Below are 17536 nucleotides of genomic sequence, written 5' to 3'. Positions count from 1 at the left end.
CAGGAAGACGTGACCATGAAGATCCTTCACATCGACTCCAGCCCGCTGGGCGACGCCTCCGTTTCGCGCCAGCTCACCGCCTCCATCGTCGGGGCGCTGCGTCAGGCGACTCCGGGCGCCGAGGTTTCCCACCGCGACCTGACCGTCGCCCCGCCGGACCACCTGACGGGCGAGCTGATGCAGGTCGTGAAGTTCCGCAACCTGGAGGGCCTGACCGCCCGCCAGCAGGAAGAGCTGGCCCTGACCGACGCGCTGGTCGACGAGTTCCTGGCCGCCGACGTCGTGGTGATCGGCGCCCCGATGTACAACTTCACGGTCCCGACCCAGCTCAAGGCCTGGATCGACCGCATCGCCCAGGCGGGCCGCACCTTCCGCTACACCGAGACTGGCCCGGTCGGTCTGGCCGGCGGCAAGAAGGTCTACATCGCCTCGACGCGCGGCGGCGTCTACTCGACCAACGCCGCGATGAGCGCGCTGGATCATCAGGAGGCCTTCCTGCGCACGGTTCTGGGCTTCCTGGGCGTCACCGACGTGACGGTGATCCGCGCCGAGGGCGTCGGCATGGGTCCGGACGCCCGCGCCAAGGCGCTGGCCGCCGCTCAGCAGGAAATCGACGCCCTGGCGACCCCGGTCGCGGCGTAAAGGAACAAGCGACACAAGAATGTCCCCTCTCCCCTCTGGGGAGAGGGTTAGGGTGAGGGGGGTGCGCGTGGCGGACCGTCCGGCACAAGCGCAACCCCCTCACCCGGCCCTTCGGGCCACCCTCTCCCCAGAGGGGAGAGGAGTGTTTTACGTCCCCATCGCGTCGCCAATCCGCCGGACGGCCTCGTCCAGAGGCAGGTCGAGGCGGGTGATGTTCTGCAGCTCCAGGAAGCGCGCCTCGTTCTTCGACAGCTCGCCTTCGATCACCGCCCAATGCCGGTCGGACGAGCGCTTGGCGATCTGGCGGGCGAAGGTGCGCTGGATTTCCTGGTCGAAGCGGCAGCCGAGATAGAGAAAGCTCCGGCCCGCCCGGCGCTCCTGAACGACGGCGGGGATCGGCGTCTGGATGTCGATCTCCGTCAGGATCTCGACGAAGTCGCTGTCGGAGATCAGGTAGTTTCCCGCCGGGGCCGCGCTGCCCGATGGCTTGTAGAGCAGCGTTTCCCAGCCCGACGCCGCCCCGGCCTCGACCTCCGCCCCGCCGGGGGCGTAGTATTTCACCCATTCGCCGACGCCCTGCGGATGGGACAGGCCCTGGATCTGGCCCCAGCTCCGGTCCGGAGCGGCGGTCAGCAGGCTTTCCAGCGTGTTGTCGTACCAGACATCGACGATCATCGGCGGGGCGGGCAGGGTGGCCAGCCACTGGTGCACCGGCGTCGCCGGGACATCGCGCTTGAAGATCTCGTTCAGGATGCCGTCCAGCGTCTTGCGGTGGCGCCGCGATTCGATGAACTGGGCGACGGCGGTCAACTGGCTGCGGATGCGGCCCGGTGCGGCGACCTTGGCGTTCAGCCGCTGCGCCAGTTCCAGCGAGGTGCGCGGGATCGGGCAGTCGGCCTCCGGCAGCAGCGCGAAGGCGCCCGGCCCGAGATAGGGCACCACGCCCCGCGCCTTCAGCGCCGCGGCGATCTCCGCCACGATGGTGTCGGTGTCCATGCTGTCGATGACGGCGGTGTCGGTCATGCTAACCCCGTTCGGCTGGCGTTTGCCCCCTCCCTGACCCTCCCCCGCGGGGCGGGGGAGGGGAAATGCGCTGGGAAGGGGTCGCGTTTCACAAATAGATCGCCGCGCCCGCCCCCGTGTTGACGGTGGCGTCCTTCAGCGTCTCCACGATGAACTGCACCTCGTCGGCGGTGACCTTGTGGTGCAGCGGCAGGGCCAGAACGCGGTCGACCGTTTTCTGGCAGACCGGGCAGTCGGCCCGGCTGGCGCCGCGTTCCTGGTAATATTGCTGGGTGTAGAGCGCCTGCCCGTAGTCCGACGCCTCGACGTCGTGCGTCGCCAAGTCCTCCAGCACCGCCTTGCGCCCCGACGCGGTGAAGCGGGTGCCGAGATGGACGGCGTAGACCATCGGATGAACGTCGTCGGCGCCCGGCCCCTTGTAGGGTGGTTTGATGCCCTCGAAGGAGGCCATGGCCGCCTCGTAGAAGCCGACCACCTCCCGGCGCTTCGCCAGGATCTCCGGCAGGCGCTTCAACTGGACGAGTCCCAGCGCGGCGGTCAGGTTGCTCATGCCCGCCTGGAAGGGGATGGTGCGGGTGATGACCACCGTGTTGCGGTGCTCCATCTCGCGGCGGCGCAGGTAGCGGAGCTGGTGAGCGAGGTTGCGGTCGTCGGTGACGATCATCCCGCCTTCACCCGTCACCAGCACGCCGGGTTCGGAGAAGTCGAAGACCGCGCAGTTGCCGAAGCTGCCGACCAGCTTCCCCTTGTAGGAGGAGCCGATGGCTTCGGTCGAATCCTCGATCAGGATCAGCCCCTTGTCGGTGGCGAGCGCGCGCAGCTCGTCCCAGTGGGCGGGGTGGCCGTTGACGTTGCCGGCCAGGATGGCCTTGGTCCGTGGCGTGATCCTGGCCTCGGCCTTGGCCGGGTTGATGGTGTGCTGCCAGTAGTCGATGTCGACGAAGACCGGCTCCGCGCCGGCCAGCGCGATGGCGTGCTGCACCTGATGCCAGCCGAAGGGGGAGCACAGAACCTCGTCTCCCGGCCCGATGCCGTAGGCCTTCAGGACCATCAGCGTGGCGATGGTGCCGCTGGACACCGCCACCGCGTGGGCGCGGCCGAGCCAGGCGGCGAAGGCGTTCTCGAACCCCTCCGTCATCCGTCCGTCGCTGAGGCTGCCGGAGGTGAGGATGCGGCTGATGACCGCCACCTCCGCTTCCGAAATATCCGGGTCGATCAGCGGGATGTAGTCGCCGAGTTCGCCGTCTTCGGCTGAATCGTCCGGGGGCGTCGTCATTCCGCGATCCTCATTCAGTCGTCCTCGTCCCGTTGCGCGATCACCACGCCGGTCGCCGTCTCCGGCTTGTTGGTGATGAGCCAGCAATGGTTGGTGCCGTCCACGAGGTAGAGGTTGAAGCCGGGCTCCTCCCGGAAGGCGTCCTCCGCCATCACCGCGGCGTGTGCCCCGGTGACGTTGGACAGGTCCGGGTTCGCCTCGCGCACGGCGCGGACCACGGCGTCGAGCCGGGTCCCGTCCGCGAAGAGTCTGCCGGCCAGGGCGGCGATGGCGTCGATCCGTTCCGGGGTCAGGGCCATGGCCGTCACTCCGCGCCGCGCTTCTTGGCCTCGACGGTGATGGGCAGGCGGGTGTCCGCCGGCATCTCCGGCAGGTCCAGCGTCCAGCCGTTGGCGACCTTGACCCAGCCGCCCCACAGGCCCGGCTTTTCCATCTCGGTGATGGGCTCCTCCAGGTCCTTCTTGGCGACGTAGATCGTGTATTGCTCACCGGCCTTGCGCACCATCACCTTCATGTCACTCTCCAGTCGTCGTGTGTTTGGCTGTCGTTTGGTCAGGCCGCGATCCGCGCGTAGAGCGCGGGAAACTCGTTGAGGACCGATTCCACCTCCTCCGCCGTGTTGTAGCGGCTGAGGGAGAAGCGCAGGCTGGCCGCCGCCTCCGCCGGGGTCAGGCCCATGGCGGTCAGGACGTGGCTCGGTTCGTTGCCGCCGGAAGCACAGGCCGCCCCCATGGAGACGGCGATGCCGGCGCGGTCGAGCCGCATCAGCAATTCCTCCGCGTCCAGCGGGCGGCCCTGCGGGTCGGCGAAGCGGATGTTGCTGGTGTTGGACAGGCGGTCCGCCCCCTCGCCGTTGACCCGGCTGCCCGGCCAGCCGGCGAGCACGCCGCGCTCCAGCCGGTCGCGCAGGATCGCCATGTCCCCGGCCTCCGCCACCATGGCGGCGGCGCGGCCGGCGGCGGCGCCGAAGCCGACGATGGCCGGCACATTCTCCGTTCCGCCGCGGCGGTGGCGCTCCTGATGGCCGTGGATCAGCGGGGTGAAGGGCACGCCCTTGCGGATGAAGAGGGCGCCGATGCCCTTCGGCCCGTGCATCTTGTGGGCGGACAGGGTCAGCAGGTCGGCGTTCACCGCGTCCACTTTTATGGGCACCCGTCCGGCGGCCTGCACCGCGTCGGTGTGGAACAGGGCGCCGCGGGCCTGGGCAATGTCGGCGGCGGCGCCGACCGGCTGGATCGCCCCGGTCTCGTTGTTCGCCCACATGACGGAAACCAGAGCCGTGTCGGGCGTCACCGCGTCGCGCAGGTCGGCGAGCGCGATGGTGCCGGTGCCGTCCACCGGCAGGACGGTGACCCGCCAGCCCTGCCGCTCCAGATCCCCCGCCAGCATCAGGGTCGAGGGATGCTCGATCGCCGTGGTGACGAGGTGGCGGCGTTCCGGACGCTCCGCCGCGACGGCGCGCAGCGTGCCGATCAGGGCCGTGTGGTTGGCCTCCGTCGCGCTGGCGGTGAAGAGGATGTCCGCGGCCTTCGCGCCGACCAGCGCCGCCACCTGGGCGCGCGCCTCGCCCACCGCCCGCTTGGCCGCCATGCCGGCGGCGTGCGGGCTGGAGGGGTTGCCGAACTCCCCGAACAGGTGCGGCAGCATCGCCTCCCGCACCTCGGGCGCCAGCGGGGTCGTCGCGTTGTTGTCGAGATAGATCATGGGTCCATCGGAAGCCGTGGCACGGGTGGGCGGAACCGCATCAGTCCATCACGCCGGGGACGCCGCGGCGGCGGCCGTCGGCGGGGGCGATCTCCTCCTCCAGGCAGCCGACGACGACACCGGCCGGGAATTCCACCAGATAGACGGGGATCTGCGTGCCCTCGGCGTGGCCGATGCGCACGATGGTGCCGGGCGTGCCCTTCGGGGCCAGCAGAGCGCCATCCTCGGCGTTGGGGTGGCTGCCGTCGTTGTGCAGGTCCACCGTGGCAATGACCGCCAGACCCCAGTCGTAGAGCGGTTCGCGCGGCGGGATGAAGCCGGGCTTCTTCGCTTCGGTAACGGCGTCGCTCATCGCGTGCTCCTCAGGCGGTGGGTCACTGTGGGGATAAGTCACTGCGGATCGTTGCAGTGTGCGTCGACCAGTTCGAGTTCCTTGGCGCGCATGCCGACGATGATGCGCTTCTCGTAAAAATCGATGCCGTAGATGTAATACATCTGCAGGTAAGTGCCGATCGACTTGACGTAGCCGACATCGCCGGTGCGGATCAGGAAGTCGCCCATCGGGCGTCCGGGATAGGTGCCGTCGTTGCGCACGTCGCGAAGGGCGCGGACCTTCTGGCCCTCCTCGAAGGCGGGGCGGTCTTCCAGTTCGATCGGTTCGTTCGGATCGCGGGCGCGCTCGCGCATTCGGTGCTCCTTGGTCCGGTCAGTCAGGGGGCCGGTCAGTCGGGGATCAGGTCGCCGGTGGCGGGCAGTCCGGCGCGGCGCTTCTGCGCCACGGTGCGGACGTCGTCCACCGGGTCTTCGGTCAGTGGGGCGAGGTCTTCGGGCGGCAGGCGGCTGGCGACGACGAAACGCACGCACCAGTCGGCGTCGCGGATCAGCGCGGCCAGCTTTTCCGGCGGCAGGCGCCGGGCCACGACCATGCGCACGCGGGCGCTGTCGTCCCAGGCCATGCTCATCAGCCACTCCAGCCCGATGCGGTTGGCGACCTCCAGCCGGATTTCCGGGTCCTCGTCGTGCATCATCGCCGGCAGCATGCCCTCGGGCACGCGGCGGGCGACGCGCAGGCGGACGGAATAGTCGGGGTCGCGCATCAGCGGGGCGAGGTCGGCCTCCTCCAGCCGGGAGGCGACGGCGATGCGCACCTCTCGGTCGGGGTCGCCGCGCATCTTCAGCAGCAGGCGGCGCGGCAGGCGGCGGGCGACGGCGGCGCGCACCGTCTCGTCCGGATCGTCCATCAGCCGCGGCACGATGAAGATCGGCGCGAAGCGGGCGGCGTTGGCGCGGACCTCGAAATAGGGATGGTCGAGATGCTCGCCGGCCAGATCGTCGTTCCATTGGAAGAAGCGCTGGATGCGCTTGGCGTAGCGGTCGTGCACGCAGGCGCGCAGCGGTTCGCAGCGCCCCTCGGCCAGACGGTCGCGGAAGGCGCAGCCGTCGCAATCGACGGGGTTGCCCAGCCAGTCCAGCGCCTTGTCGATGTCGTCGCTCATGCATCGTCCTCCGGGCCGGCTTCGAAACGATCGGCGGCGGCGAGCAGGCGGGTGGTTCCGAAGCGGTCCTTCGGGTCCAGCTCCCGGACCTTGTTCAGGGCCTCGCGCCCTTCGGCCAGACGGCCCAGGCGCAGATGCAGGTAGCCGACCGCGGTCAGGGCGAACAGGAACAGGCGCGGGGCCGGCTCCAGACCCGCGAAGTCAGCCCCCAATGATTTGGAAGAATCCTGGCCGACCATGCGCCAGTCGGTGTGGTTCAGGCCGATGGCCGCCATGGCGTGGCCGAGCATCCGCTCGCCGTAGAGCAGGGCGGTGTCCAGGTTGGCCTTGTAGAAGTGGAACTTGTAATGGCCGAGATCGACCAGCCGGTGCCCCGGCGCCAGCTCGGCGGCGCGGGCGAGGTAGCGCTCCGCCGCCTCGGCGTCGGCGTGGCTGGCGGCGGCGAGATGCAGGAACCGCTCCGCCTCGGGCGGCAGGTCGCCGCCGTAGTAACGGCGGTTGAGCCAGCCTTCATCCACCTCGTCCAGCATGGCGGTGCGCTCCATGGACACCCTCTCCCGTGATGGGACGGGAGAGGGGTTTCGGGCGATCAGGCCGGGACGCAGCAGTCGGCCGGGCAGACCGAGGCGCATTGCGGGCTGGAGAACTGGCCCTTGCACTCGGTGCACAGGTCCGCGTTGATGGCGTAGGCGCCCTTCTTGAAGCTGATGGCGTTGTTCGGGCACTCGGCCTCGCAGGCGCCGCAGGCGGTGCAGTCGGAAGCCTTGATCTTGTAAGCCATGACACTCTCCTTGGGTGTGGTGGCGGCTGTTGCGGTGGGCCGCCGGGTAAGTCCGTGGGGTGATCGGGTGTTCGGGCGTCAGGCGCGCAGGGCGGTGAAGGCGCCGGTGCGGATCACCGCGTCCTGCCCCTCGCGCGCGTTGATCGCACCTTGGCCGAGGCGCTCGGCGTAGTCCTTGAAGTAGGTCAATGCCGACTCCTCGATGTATTCGAAGGCGAAGCGGTCAACCGGCTCGATGCCCGCGTCCTTGAGGTTCTGCGACGGGCAGCCGCCGATCTTGGCGACGAAGACCGCGGTGCAGTCGTTGATCGCCGACAGGACGGAGCCGAGCGCGTCCTCGTCGCCCGAGCCGCCTTCGCAATACTGGTCGACGCGGCGGTGGCCGACGAACTTGGCGCCCTTCGGGCCGACCTCGTAGATCTGGAATTCCTTGGCGTGGCCGAAATGCTCGTTGATGCGCTCGCCGCCCTTGGTGGCGACGGCGATCAGGATCGGCTGCACCTCGGTGCCGACGGTTTCGACCACATCGGCCTGCGCGGCGGCCTTGGCGGCGTGGCGCCCGGAGCGCTCGCCCTCGACATGCTCGCGGTAGGTGCGGGCGGCTTCCTGGTCGTATTCGACCTCGCCCATTGCCTCGATGCGGTCGATGGTGAATTCGGAACCGCGGTCCTCGCCGAGCAGGCCGACCGCGTCGGCGCGGCACTGGCGGCAGTGGCGCATCAGCTTGGCCCCGCCCTCGCACTGGTCCTGAAGCACCTTCAGCTCCTGGGCGGTCGGCCCGCGCTGGCCGGTCAGGCCGAAATGGGTGCCGTGCGCCGGGTCGGAGATCAGCGGCATGATGTTGTGCAGGAAGGCGCCGCGCGACTTCACGGCCTTGTTCACGTCCATCAGGTGCTCGTCGTTGATCCCCGGGATCATGACGGAGTTCACCTTCACCAGGATGCCGCGCGAGGTCAGCATCTCCAGCCCGAGCATCTGGCGCTCGTGCAGGATCTTGGCGGCGTCCAGGCCGGTCCAACGCTTGTGGTCGTGGAAGATCCAGGGATAGATGTGCTGCCCGACCTCGGGATCGACCATGTTGATGGTGATCGTGACGTGGTCGATGTTGTAGTTCGCGATGGTGTCCACATGGTCAGGCAGGGCCAGACCGTTGGTGGACAGGCACAGCTTGAGGTCCGGCGCCTTCTTCGCTAGCATTTCGAAGGTCTTGAAGGTGTTCCTGCCGCCCGCCGCCAGGCTGTCGCCGGGGCCGGCGATGCCGATGACGGAGAGCTGCGGGATCTCCTTGGCGACAGCCAGAATCTTGCGGAGCGCCTGATCGGGGGTCAGCTTCTCGGAGACCACGCCCGGCCGGCTCTCGTTCGAGCAGTCGTATTTGCGGTTGCAGTAGTTGCACTGGATGTTGCAGGCCGGCGCCACCGCGACGTGCATGCGGGCGAAATAGTGATGCGCCTCCTCGGAGTAGCAGGGGTGGTTCTTCACCTTCTCCCACACCTCCGGGGACATGTCGGCGGGGCCGTCCGACGACCCGCAGGAGGACGACGCGCAGCCGGAGGCGGCGGCGGGCGGCGCCTCGGCGGGAGCCTTCAGCTCACCCACGCCCAGGATGCTGTCGAGCGAAATAACGTTGGCCATCGTCCACTCCCTTCCCAGCCGCGCCGTCGGCGCCCTTGGTCAGGTCGTTAAAAGCAAGTTCGGGGCCAACCGCGTGAATTGTGGAGTTTCAGAAGGTTAGACGGTTGTGTCGGGCCTGTGGGCCATGTCGGTAATCCGACAAAGGCGGACAAAGCCAAACAATGGCCGACAAACACATGGCCTGTCGGGGACCCGACACGGGGGCGGCAATCGTGTTTGAAGCCCCCTCTCCCCTCTGGGGAGAGGGTTAGGGTGAGGGGGGTGCGCGTGGTGGCACATCCTGCAAAAGCGCAACCCCCTCACCGGCCCTTCGGGCCACCCTCTCCCCAGAGGGGAGAGGGTTAAGAAGGCCGACTGCGTTGCCCTATGATAGGGGCTGTCACGCGCTCCCGACCTGGAAGGTCAGGACATGGTCCTCGTCCGGCCGCAAGGGTTCCCCCCCGAAGCCGATCAGCCCTCGGCCGGTCAGCTTCGTCGAATCGCGGCGCAGCAGCAGGGAGGGGGAGTCGCCCGTGCGGATGAAGGTGCCGTTGGTCGAATGGTCGGTCAGCAGGAAGCCGCCGCGGCTGAAGTCGATCACCGCGTGCTGGCGGGAGGTCCGGCGCGACGGGACGTGCAGGCCGCAGCTCTCGTCGCGCCCCACCGTGACGCGCGGCAGCAGCGGGGTCAGCGTCGCGTCGGCGCCGCGCCCGGACAGGCGCAGGGACGGCAGGCCGCGCCCCCGGCCGGGTTCGGACAGGGGAAGCCCGACGGTGGCGTTGTCCTCGGCCTCCGGCGCGGCGTCGCCGTCGCGGATCTGGTGGACGCGGACCGGGGCCGCCTTTCCTTTCACCGCGACGCTGTTCAGAAGGCGGGCCCGTTTTCGCAGGGGAGGGGAGAGGCGGTCGACCAGATCGTCGGTCGCCAGGATCTCGCCGGGGCGGGCGATGGACTCCAGCCGGGCGGCGACGTTGCAGGCGTCGCCGTAGAGGTCGTCGGGGCCGGCGATCACCGGGCCGAAATGCAGCCCGGCGCGCAGACGCAGCCCGAACTCCCCTTGCCGCTCCATCATGGCGAGCGCGGCGCGGGTAGCGCCGTCGCTCATGGGGAAGCAGGCCAACAGCCCGTCGCCCAGGCTTTTCACCACCCTGCCGTCGTTCTCCCCGACGATCTGGCGCAGCCCTTCCAGCACCCGCAGGGTCAGCGCCGCCGCCTTGCGGTCGCCCGCCAGTTCATAGAGCAGCGTGCTGTCGGCGATGTCCACGAAGAGGAGCGCGAGGGGCTTTTCCATAAATCTGCGGCAACCGGGGAGAGTGCAAGGAGGTTAGCATACCCTCGGACACCTGTCCCGGTTGCGCAGCATCATGTCCCCCGCTCCCGTGGGGAGAGGGGCGCCGGGCGGCGCTGCGCCCCTCAGAAGCGCTTGATCTCGATGTTGTACTTGCGCAGGGCGTAGCTCACCTGGCGGGTCGTCATGCCGAGCAGGCGCGCGGCCTTGGCCTGCACCCAGCCGGTGCGCTCCATCGCCCAGAGCAGGCGGTCGCGCAGCGATCCCGACTCCGGCTCGTCCAGCGGCACCTCGGCGGCGGGCGGCGGAGCGGCATTGGCAGCCGATGCGGGCGCGGGAGCCGCGGCGGCGGGCGCGCTCGGCTCGGGCAGGGGCAGCGGGATCAGGGGGACCGGAACCACCGGTTGGGCGGCTCCGCAGACCGGCGACGGGCCGGCGGAACAGCCCGACGCGCAGGCCGGCCACGCGCCGCCGCCGGTACCGGCCGGTTCCGGCATCGGGGCGGGCATGGCCGGGGTCTTCGGCGCGTTGGTCGGTGCCGGAACGCCGGGGCGCCCCGGAGGCACGCGGTTGACAGACCCCGGCCCCATGGACGGGGCGAGCCCGCCGACCGAGGCGCCCAGCGTGCGGTACTGGAAGAGGACCGAAGAGTTGCAGAGATTGAGGCTGCAGGACAGCGACTCGGTGCGGATGATGCCGTCGCGCGACTGGGTGGCCGCGCGCTCGATGCAGTTTTCCAGCTCGCGCACGTTGCCGGGCCAGGTGCAGCGGTTGAGCACCTCCAGCGCCTCGTCCTCCATGACGAGGGCCATGCCGTTGTCCTTGGCGAACTTCGCCACGAAATGGCGGGCCAGCGGGCCGATGTCCTGGCGCCGCTCGCGCAGCGGCGGCAGGTGGATGGTCACCACGTTGATGCGGAAATACAGGTCGGCGCGGAACTTGCCGTGGCCGACCGCCTCCTCCAGGTTCAGGTTGGTGGCGCAGATCAGGCGGACGTCGGTCTTGATGGTTTTGGACCCGCCGACCCGCTCGAACTCCTGCTCCTGCAGCACGCGCAGCAGCTTGGCCTGGAAGTTGGGCGAGATGTCGCCGATCTCGTCCAGGAACAGCGTGCCGCCCGACGCCAGCTCGAAACGGCCCTTGTGGTCCTTCTGCGCGCCGGTGAAGGCGCCCTTCTCATGGCCGAACAGCTCCGATTCCAAGAGCGATTCCGGGAGGGCGGCGCAGTTCACGCGGATGAAGGGGGCGTCCTTGCGCGGCGACATGTTGTGGATGGCCCGCGCGATCAGCTCCTTGCCGGTGCCGCTCTCGCCGCGGATCAGCACGGTGGACTTGAAGGGCGCCACCCGATGGACCTGGGCCATCACCTCCAGCATGTTGGGGCTGGTGCAGACCACGTCGTTGATCGGGGCGGCGAGGGGGCGCAGTTCCTTCTGCATGCGGAAGGTTTCCCGCATCATGAAGCGGCGCTCCTCGGCCACGGTGCGGTGCAGCCGCACGGTCTGGCCGATCAGGTTGGCGACCATGGTCAGGAAGCGCACGTCGCTGCCGAAATGGCCCTGCGGCCCTTCGTCGGAAATGCGGTCGATGGTCAGCACGCCGACGACCACCCCCGCGGCCTTGATCGGTACGCCGACCAGCGAGGCCACCTGCTCGTCCAGGTCCTCGCGCCCGCCGGTGCGGTTGAGGAACAGCGGTTCCTCCGCCAGATTCGGGACGACGGCGGGCATGCCGGTCTTCAGGATGCGGCCGGTGATTCCTTCCCCGTCGCGGAATTCGATCTGGGCCGCGGCCTCGTTCGACAGGCCGTTCGCGGCGACCAGCCGCAGCACATTGTCCTCGCCGACCAGATAGACGCGCCCGCGGTGCATCTGCAGCTGGTAGGCCAGCGCGCGAAGCACCTCGCGCAACGTCTGCTGGAGGTCGAGAGAGGAACCGAGGATCTTGCTGACCTCATAGATGGTCAGCAGCTCCAGGTTCGACGTGGACTGGCGCATTGCACCCGGCATGATCGACACCCCCTGCTCAACCGGGACTCCGGACGCCGCGCACCAGCGCGCCCGTCGCATTGATCCCGGCACGGCGCCTTGAACCGTTCCTCCCGGGGTGGGGTGTGCGCTCGTTGCTGATCGGCGCCTTTGACCACCGGTGCGCCCGCCGCGCGTGCTTCCGTGACAAGCCGTTCGCGCTGCGGACTGTCGAAAGTTTCGGAAACTCTCGGTCGAAAGGCAAGCCCTTTTGCATATCAGTTGCTGCGGCGCACAATGACTTATGGCTGCGGCAGAACGGCGCAACCCTTGAGAAAACTGGTGTTTCGGCCGGAAATGAACTAATAACTGACTGGTCAGTAATATTTTCTCCACCCTGGGGGACGGAATGCCGGAGGATGTTCCCGCCGCTCCGCGCTGGCGCCGCCGGAAGGAGGCGCGTCCCCGGGAGATCGTCGACGCGGCCCTGACCGTCTTCGGCGAGCGCGGCTTCGCGGCAACGCGGCTGGAGGATGTCGCGGCGCGGGCCGGTGTCAGCAAGGGCACGCTCTATCTCTACTTCCCGAACAAGGAGGAGCTGTTCAAGGCGGTGGTCCGCGAGGCCATCCTGCCCAACCTGGACATGGCCGAGCGCCTGCTCGCCGGGGCGCTGGGGCCGAGCTTCGCCGTTCTGGAAACGCTGCTGACCCTCTTCGCGACGCGCATCCTGAAATCCCGCGCCGGGGCCATCCCCAAGCTGGTCATCGCGGAGGCCGGCAATTTCCCCGATCTCGCCCGCTTCTATCACGACGAGGTGATCCGCCGCGCCTTCGCCCTGCTGGCGGCGGTGCTGGAGCGCGGCATGGCGCGCGGGGAGTTCCGCCCGGTGGACGTCGATTCGACCGTCCGGCTGATCGTCGCGCCGATGCTGATGAGCGCGCTGTGGCGCTCCTCCTTCGAAGCGCTGGAGGACCGGCCGCTGGACGTTCGGAGGCTGGTGGCCGCGCACCTCGACGCGCTGCGCCGGACGCTCGCCCCGGAGGGAGGGCCGTCATCATGAGCTGGATCGCCGAAACGCTGGTGGCGGCCCTGTCCGTCCTCGGGCTGGGCGGCGGGGACGCCGTGCCCCTGGCCCACGGCTACGCCGAAGGGGAGTATCTGCGCATCGCCGCCCCGGTGGCCGGGACGCTCGACTCGCTGGCGGTGACGCGCGGCGGGCGGGTGGAGGCGGGCGCACCCCTCTTCGCACTCGACCGCACCAGCGCGCGGGCGGAGCGCGACCGGCTGGCCGCCGCGCTGGCGCAGGCGCGGGCGGAGCTGGCCGATCTGCGGACGGGCCGGCGCCCCGACGAGCTGGCGGTGGTTTCCGCCCAGCGCGCGCAGGCCGAGGCGGCGCTGCGCTATTCCGAAGCGGAACTGGCGCGGCAGCAGACGCTGGTGGCGCGCAAGGTCAGCTCCGACGACCGGCTGGACGCCGCCCGCGCCAGCCGCGACCGCGACCACGCGCGGCTGGAGGAACTGACCGCGCAACTGGCCGTCTCCAACCTGCCGGCCCGTCCCGACCAGATCCGCGCCGCCGAGAACGCCGTCGCCCAGGCCGAGGCGGCGCTGGCCCAGACGGACAAGCGCCTCGACGAGCTGGCCCCGCCGGCACCCGAGGCGGCGCTGGTCGAGGACACGCTGTTCAACCCCGGCGAATGGGTGCCGGCGGGCGCCCCGGTGGTGTCGCTGCTGCCGCCGGGAAAGCGGAAGCTGGTGGTCTTCGTTCCGGAACCGCTGATGGCCCGCGTCCGTCCGGGTGACCGGGTGACGGTGCGCTGCGACGGCTGTCCGCCCGGCCTGTCGGCGCGCGTGACCTATGTGGCGCCGCGGGTCGAGTACACCCCGCCGGTGATCTACAGCGTCGGCAGCCGCGAGAAGCTGGTCTTCCGCGTCGAGGCGCGGCTGGAGGACGGGGCAACGCTCAATCCCGGCCTGCCGGTCGATGTGGAATTGCCGCCATGAGCGGGGAGCCCGCCATCGATGTGCGCGGTCTGGTCAAGCGCTTCGGCGCCAAGACGGTGGTGGACGGCTTTTCCATCCGGGTGGAGCGCGGGCAGATCTACGGCTTCCTGGGGCCGAACGGGTCGGGCAAGACGACGACCATACGCATGCTCTGCGGGCTGCTGACCCCCGACGCCGGGGAGGGGGCCTGCCTCGGGCTCGACATCCGCCGCCAGAGCGCCGCCATCAAGCGGCAGGTCGGCTACATGACCCAGAAGTTCAGCTTCTGGGAGGATCTGAGCATCGCCGAGAACCTGGATTTCGTCGCCCGCATGTACGGGCTGCCGGACCGGAGGGCCAAGGTCGCGGCGGCGCTGGAGCGGCTGGGGCTGGGCAACCGGCGGGCGCAGCTGGCGGGCGAGCTGTCCGGCGGCTGGAAGCAGCGTCTGGCGCTGGCCGCCTGCATCCTGCACGAGCCGAAGCTGCTGCTGCTCGACGAGCCGACCGCCGGGGTCGATCCCAAGGCGCGACGGGAGTTCTGGGACGAGATTCACCGGCTGGCCGACGAAGGGCTGACCGTGCTGGTCAGCACCCATTACATGGACGAGGCGGAACGCTGCCACGCCATCGCCTACCTCGCCTACGGCCGGCTGATGACCCAGGGCAGCGTGGAGCAGGTGATCGCCACATCGGGCTTGGTCACCTACGAGGTGGGTTCACGAGGGATGGGCGGGCCGGACCTCGGGCGTGTCGCGGCGGCGCTGCGGGACTGCCCCGGCGTCGAGATGGTCGCCGCCTTCGGCGCCCGGCTGCATGTCAGCGGCGGCGGCGGCGCTGCCCTGGACGAGGCTCTGCGCCCCTGGGCCGGCGACTCGGGCCTGCTGGTCAGGCGGACGGAGCCGACACTGGAGGACGTGTTCATCCATCTGATGAACCGCAGCACGGACAACTTCGCATGACCGCGCCGTCGGCGGGCAGGATCGGGCCGTCCCCATACCGGTGCGAAAGCCGGTGTGGGGACGGCGCGCGGTCACTCGAACTTGGCGGAGGTCACGCCGGTGTTCTTGTTCCAGCGCAGCGTCAGCTTGGAGATCTTGCACAGGTTCAGGTTCTGCCAGACCGCCGACTCGCCGTCGTCGTAGATGACCTTCATGTCCCACTTGCAGGTCTTCTCGGCCTTGTCGAAGCTCAGTTCGAACTCTTCGCCGTCCTCGAGGACGTCGCGGCCGAGAATGTCCTCGTCCCACTTCTCGTTGGCGGACTCGCTGACGTAGATGTGCTTCAGCGCATAGCCCGTCTCATTCGCGATGGTGAAATCCTGTTGCCCGGCCAGGGCAACGCCGTGAAACAGGAACATGGCGGCGACGGCGGCGGCGCTCTTGGCAAGAATAGATGTCACGGCATGTCTCCTGCATACGAGTTAATCCATTTGGACGATGCTTGAGGCAATTTCGATATGTCAATGGGTGCCAAGTGACTGGATGAGGCTTTGAAGTGGAAAGTTGTGTTTCCGTCCCGAAGCACGCGAAACGGAGGTGGCGGTATGGCGCGGTTTTCCTTTGCGCGCTTCGTCGCGGTGATGGTGAAGGAGTTCATCCAGATGCGGCGCGACCGGCTGACCTTCGCCATGATGGTGGGGGTGCCGGTGCTCCAACTCGTGCTGTTCGGCTTCGCCATCAATTCCGACCCGAAAAGCCTGCCGACCGCCGTCCACGCCGCCGACTCCAGCCCCTTCGCGCGCACGCTGGTGTCGGCCATGGCGAACTCCGGCTATTTCGACGTGGCCCGCGGCGCCGACAGCCCGGCGGAGCTGGACCGCCTGCTGGCCGAAGGACGGGTGCAGTTCGCCGTCACCATCCCCGCCGGATTCGCCCGCGATCTGCAGCGGGGCGAGCGTCCCGTGCTGCTGGTCGAGGCCGACGCGACCGACCCGGCGGCGACCAGCAACGCGCTGGCCGCCCTGTCCACCCTCGCGCGGCAGGCGCTGGACCCCGACCTGACCGGACCGTTGGCCCATCTGCGCTCCACCCCCGACCCGGTCGAGCTGCGGGTCCACCGCCGCTACAACCCGGAGGGCATCACCCAGTACAACGTGGTGCCCGGCCTGATGGGGGTGGTCCTGACCATGACCATGGTGATGATGACCGCGCTGGCCGTCACCCGCGAGCGGGAGCGCGGAACTATGGAGAACCTGCTGGCGATGCCCGTCCGCCCGTTCGAGGTGATGCTGGGCAAGATCGTGCCCTTCATCCTGGTCGGCTACATCCAGGTCGTCATCATCGTCCTGGCCGCCCGGCTGCTGTTCGGTGTGCCCATCGTCGGCAGCCTGACCCTGCTCTCGGCGGTGCTCGTGCTGTTCATCGCCGCCAATCTGGCGGTGGGGTTCACCTTCTCGACGGTGGCGAAGAACCAGCTTCAGGCGATGCAGATGTCCTTCTTCTTCTTTCTGCCGTCGATGCTGCTGTCCGGCTTCATGTTTCCCTTCCGCGGCATGCCCGGCTGGGCGCAGGCGGTGGGGGAGGTCCTGCCGCTGACCCATTTCCTGCGCATCGTCCGCGGCATTCTCCTGAAGGGCAACGGCCCGGCGGAGATCGCGGGGGAGGTGGCGGCGCTGCTGATTTTCCTGGCGGTGGTCACCGTCGTCGCGCTGAAACGCTACCGGCAGACCTTGGACTGAGCAGTAAACGGGGGCTGGGTATGGCCCGTCATCGTCGCCGCCAAGTCGACATCGGCTGTGACATGGGCGTGAGCCTCACTTTTCGTTAAGGAACATTGGCTCTAATCTTTCCCGATTGGCGGTCCGTGGGGGAAGATGATGCGGCGCTCGGCGGTTGGGGTTCTCGCGGCGGTTCTGATCGCCGCCGGTCTAGCCGGCCCGGCAGAGGCCGGATCGCACAAGAAGAAGAAGCCCGCGCCGCCGGCCCCCAATTCCATCGCCTGGAGTCAGGTGAGCGGCCCGGCCCTGGGGCCGGCCCAGTCGATCGGCGGCTACGCCGCGGGCTGCGTCACGGGCGCTCAGGCCCTGCCGGGGGAAGGCACCGGTTATCAGGTGATCCGCATGTCCCGCCAACGCTATTACGGCCATCCGGAACTGATCGACTATCTGAAGGGTTTCGGGCGGAAGGTCGCCGCGGCCGGGCTGGGGACCGCGCTGATCGGCGACATGGGGCAGGCGCGCGGCGGCCCGATGAGCTTCGGCCATGCCAGCCACCAGATCGGGTTGGACGCCGACATCTGGCTGCGGCTCGACCACCCGCCGATGGGACGCAACGCGCGGGAAGGCCTGACCGAGATCAAGTACGTCGATTACGGGCGCGTCCGCGTCACCGAGGACTGGTCGGAGCGGCAGGCCCAGCTCGTCCGCATCGCCGCCAGCGATCCGCGGGTGACCCGCATCTTCGTCAACCCGGCGATCAAGCTCGCCATGTGCCGCCATTCCTGGCCGGACCGCGCCTTTTTGCGCAAGCTGCGCCCCTGGCACGGCCATGACGGGCACATGCACATCCGGCTCGGCTGCCCGGCGGGAAGCCCGCAATGCGAGGACCAGCGCGACATTCCCGACGGCGACGGCTGCGGGGACGAGGTCGAATCCTGGCTCGGCTCCGTCTATCCGGTGGTGGAGAAGCACAACGGCAAGCCGCAGCCGCGCTACGTCAACATGCCGCCCGCCTGCACAGCGGTGCTGCGCGCCGCCGGCACGCGGGTCGCCGCCATCGACGATTCGCATACGGAGAAGGCGTTACGGTAATGTGACGCAGGATT

The 17536-nt window shown here is 69.0% G+C and carries 19 protein-coding genes and 1 pseudogene; 6 read left to right on the top strand and 14 right to left on the bottom strand.

What is annotated here, in order from left to right; genetic code table 11:
- Positions 1-15: 15 nt before the first annotated feature.
- Complete coding sequence (locus JJL56_RS04945; RefSeq protein WP_174444725.1) at positions 16-642, top strand: FMN-dependent NADH-azoreductase; 627 nt, start codon at positions 16-18, stop codon at positions 640-642.
- Between the two features lie 147 nt (positions 643-789).
- Here JJL56_RS04945 and JJL56_RS04940 read toward each other — a convergent pair whose 3' ends face one another.
- From JJL56_RS04940 to nifA, 13 genes and pseudogenes are all read right to left on the bottom strand, one after another.
- Positions 790-1665 (bottom strand): SIR2 family protein, encoded by an 876-nt coding sequence (locus JJL56_RS04940; protein ID WP_145622401.1) that lies wholly within the window; start codon positions 1663-1665, stop codon positions 790-792.
- 88 nt (positions 1666-1753) lie between these two features.
- On the bottom strand, positions 1754-2941 hold the full coding sequence (locus JJL56_RS04935) for a DegT/DnrJ/EryC1/StrS family aminotransferase (protein ID WP_200484378.1): 1188 nt from the start codon (positions 2939-2941) through the stop codon (positions 1754-1756).
- A 14-nt stretch (positions 2942-2955) separates the two neighbouring features.
- Entirely contained in the window at positions 2956-3240 is a 285-nt protein-coding gene (locus tag JJL56_RS04930) for a hypothetical protein (protein WP_145622397.1), read from the bottom strand.
- A gap of 5 nt (positions 3241-3245) precedes the next feature.
- Positions 3246-3455 (bottom strand): putative nitrogen fixation protein NifT, encoded by a 210-nt coding sequence (gene nifT / locus JJL56_RS04925; RefSeq protein WP_035672252.1) that lies wholly within the window; start codon positions 3453-3455, stop codon positions 3246-3248.
- 38 nt (positions 3456-3493) lie between these two features.
- Positions 3494-4645, bottom strand: a complete 1152-nt coding sequence (locus JJL56_RS04920) for a cysteine desulfurase family protein (protein ID WP_200484376.1) — start codon at positions 4643-4645, stop codon at positions 3494-3496.
- Positions 4646-4685: 40 nt separating this feature from the next.
- Positions 4686-4997, bottom strand: coding sequence for a nitrogen fixation protein NifZ (locus tag JJL56_RS04915; RefSeq protein ID WP_145622392.1), 312 nt, complete (start codon positions 4995-4997; stop codon positions 4686-4688).
- Positions 4998-5035: 38 nt separating this feature from the next.
- On the bottom strand, positions 5036-5332 hold the full coding sequence (locus tag JJL56_RS04910) for a nitrogen fixation protein NifZ (RefSeq protein WP_145622390.1): 297 nt from the start codon (positions 5330-5332) through the stop codon (positions 5036-5038).
- A 35-nt stretch (positions 5333-5367) separates the two neighbouring features.
- A complete protein-coding gene (locus tag JJL56_RS04905) occupies positions 5368-6141 on the bottom strand; it encodes a 4Fe4S-binding leucine-rich repeat protein (protein ID WP_145622388.1) in 774 nt (257 codons plus the stop codon).
- The gene (locus JJL56_RS04900) at positions 6138-6686 is read right to left on the bottom strand and encodes a hypothetical protein (RefSeq protein ID WP_200484374.1); all 549 of its coding nucleotides are present in this window, start codon (positions 6684-6686) and stop codon (positions 6138-6140) included. The genes JJL56_RS04905 and JJL56_RS04900 overlap by 4 nt, the downstream gene beginning before the upstream one ends.
- A gap of 44 nt (positions 6687-6730) precedes the next feature.
- Positions 6731-6955, bottom strand: a pseudogene (locus tag JJL56_RS04895) (4Fe-4S dicluster domain-containing protein); the annotation flags it as partial.
- A 45-nt stretch (positions 6956-7000) separates the two neighbouring features.
- Entirely contained in the window at positions 7001-8557 is a 1557-nt protein-coding gene (nifB, locus tag JJL56_RS04890; protein WP_200484372.1) for a nitrogenase cofactor biosynthesis protein NifB, read from the bottom strand.
- Positions 8558-8936: 379 nt separating this feature from the next.
- Positions 8937-9827, bottom strand: a complete 891-nt coding sequence (locus JJL56_RS04885) for an adenylate/guanylate cyclase domain-containing protein (RefSeq protein WP_200484370.1) — start codon at positions 9825-9827, stop codon at positions 8937-8939.
- 122 nt (positions 9828-9949) lie between these two features.
- Positions 9950-11833 carry a nif-specific transcriptional activator NifA gene (gene nifA, locus JJL56_RS04880; RefSeq protein WP_200484369.1) on the bottom strand — a complete coding sequence of 628 codons (1884 nt, stop codon included), beginning with the start codon at positions 11831-11833 and terminating at the stop codon, positions 9950-9952.
- A gap of 367 nt (positions 11834-12200) precedes the next feature.
- Between nifA and JJL56_RS04875 the strand changes: the two genes are divergently transcribed.
- Genes JJL56_RS04875 through JJL56_RS04865 form a run of 3 tightly spaced genes read left to right on the top strand, consistent with a single transcriptional unit; the run spans position 12201 to position 14733 of the window.
- Positions 12201-12851 (top strand): TetR/AcrR family transcriptional regulator, encoded by a 651-nt coding sequence (locus tag JJL56_RS04875; protein ID WP_145622376.1) that lies wholly within the window; start codon positions 12201-12203, stop codon positions 12849-12851.
- The gene (locus JJL56_RS04870) at positions 12848-13795 is read left to right on the top strand and encodes an HlyD family secretion protein (protein ID WP_200484368.1); all 948 of its coding nucleotides are present in this window, start codon (positions 12848-12850) and stop codon (positions 13793-13795) included. The genes JJL56_RS04875 and JJL56_RS04870 overlap by 4 nt, the downstream gene beginning before the upstream one ends.
- The gene (locus JJL56_RS04865) at positions 13792-14733 is read left to right on the top strand and encodes an ABC transporter ATP-binding protein (RefSeq protein WP_200484367.1); all 942 of its coding nucleotides are present in this window, start codon (positions 13792-13794) and stop codon (positions 14731-14733) included. Before JJL56_RS04870 ends, JJL56_RS04865 begins: the two co-directional genes overlap by 4 nt.
- A gap of 71 nt (positions 14734-14804) precedes the next feature.
- Here JJL56_RS04865 and JJL56_RS04860 read toward each other — a convergent pair whose 3' ends face one another.
- A complete protein-coding gene (locus JJL56_RS04860; RefSeq protein WP_145622369.1) occupies positions 14805-15173 on the bottom strand; it encodes a hypothetical protein in 369 nt (122 codons plus the stop codon).
- A 144-nt stretch (positions 15174-15317) separates the two neighbouring features.
- On the opposite strand from JJL56_RS04860, the gene JJL56_RS04855 reads away from it, so the two are divergent.
- Positions 15318-16451 (top strand): ABC transporter permease, encoded by a 1134-nt coding sequence (locus JJL56_RS04855; protein ID WP_200484366.1) that lies wholly within the window; start codon positions 15318-15320, stop codon positions 16449-16451.
- Positions 16452-16586: 135 nt separating this feature from the next.
- Positions 16587-17522, top strand: a complete 936-nt coding sequence (mepA, locus tag JJL56_RS04850) for a penicillin-insensitive murein endopeptidase (RefSeq protein WP_200484365.1) — start codon at positions 16587-16589, stop codon at positions 17520-17522.
- The last annotated feature ends 14 nt before the right edge of the window (positions 17523-17536 follow it).

Origin of the sequence: Azospirillum aestuarii, from assembly GCF_016632405.1 — a bacterium.
In the GTDB taxonomy this organism is placed as follows: Bacteria; Pseudomonadota; Alphaproteobacteria; order Azospirillales; family Azospirillaceae; genus Azospirillum; species Azospirillum aestuarii.
This window is presented reverse-complemented; position numbering and strand designations above follow the sequence as displayed.

What these genes read in the sequence shown, in the direction of transcription:
- mepA (WP_200484365.1), top strand. Translation starts at nt 16,587, where the DNA reads ATGATGCGGCGCTCGGCGGTTGGGGTTCTCGCGGCGGTTCTGATCGCC.
- nifB (WP_200484372.1), bottom strand. Translation starts at nt 8,557, where the DNA reads ATGGCCAACGTTATTTCGCTCGACAGCATCCTGGGCGTGGGTGAGCTG.
- JJL56_RS04920 (WP_200484376.1), bottom strand. Translation starts at nt 4,645, where the DNA reads ATGATCTATCTCGACAACAACGCGACGACCCCGCTGGCGCCCGAGGTG.
- nifT (WP_035672252.1), bottom strand. Translation starts at nt 3,455, where the DNA reads ATGAAGGTGATGGTGCGCAAGGCCGGTGAGCAATACACGATCTACGTC.
- JJL56_RS04935 (WP_200484378.1), bottom strand. Translation starts at nt 2,941, where the DNA reads ATGACGACGCCCCCGGACGATTCAGCCGAAGACGGCGAACTCGGCGAC.
- JJL56_RS04870 (WP_200484368.1), top strand. Translation starts at nt 12,848, where the DNA reads ATGAGCTGGATCGCCGAAACGCTGGTGGCGGCCCTGTCCGTCCTCGGG.
- JJL56_RS04855 (WP_200484366.1), top strand. Translation starts at nt 15,318, where the DNA reads ATGGCGCGGTTTTCCTTTGCGCGCTTCGTCGCGGTGATGGTGAAGGAG.
- JJL56_RS04930 (WP_145622397.1), bottom strand. Translation starts at nt 3,240, where the DNA reads ATGGCCCTGACCCCGGAACGGATCGACGCCATCGCCGCCCTGGCCGGC.
- JJL56_RS04915 (WP_145622392.1), bottom strand. Translation starts at nt 4,997, where the DNA reads ATGAGCGACGCCGTTACCGAAGCGAAGAAGCCCGGCTTCATCCCGCCG.
- JJL56_RS04885 (WP_200484370.1), bottom strand. Translation starts at nt 9,827, where the DNA reads ATGGAAAAGCCCCTCGCGCTCCTCTTCGTGGACATCGCCGACAGCACG.
- JJL56_RS04940 (WP_145622401.1), bottom strand. Translation starts at nt 1,665, where the DNA reads ATGACCGACACCGCCGTCATCGACAGCATGGACACCGACACCATCGTG.
- JJL56_RS04900 (WP_200484374.1), bottom strand. Translation starts at nt 6,686, where the DNA reads ATGGAGCGCACCGCCATGCTGGACGAGGTGGATGAAGGCTGGCTCAAC.
- JJL56_RS04945 (WP_174444725.1), top strand. Translation starts at nt 16, where the DNA reads ATGAAGATCCTTCACATCGACTCCAGCCCGCTGGGCGACGCCTCCGTT.
- JJL56_RS04875 (WP_145622376.1), top strand. Translation starts at nt 12,201, where the DNA reads ATGCCGGAGGATGTTCCCGCCGCTCCGCGCTGGCGCCGCCGGAAGGAG.
- JJL56_RS04905 (WP_145622388.1), bottom strand. Translation starts at nt 6,141, where the DNA reads ATGAGCGACGACATCGACAAGGCGCTGGACTGGCTGGGCAACCCCGTC.
- JJL56_RS04865 (WP_200484367.1), top strand. Translation starts at nt 13,792, where the DNA reads ATGAGCGGGGAGCCCGCCATCGATGTGCGCGGTCTGGTCAAGCGCTTC.
- nifA (WP_200484369.1), bottom strand. Translation starts at nt 11,833, where the DNA reads ATGCCGGGTGCAATGCGCCAGTCCACGTCGAACCTGGAGCTGCTGACC.
- JJL56_RS04910 (WP_145622390.1), bottom strand. Translation starts at nt 5,332, where the DNA reads ATGCGCGAGCGCGCCCGCGATCCGAACGAACCGATCGAACTGGAAGAC.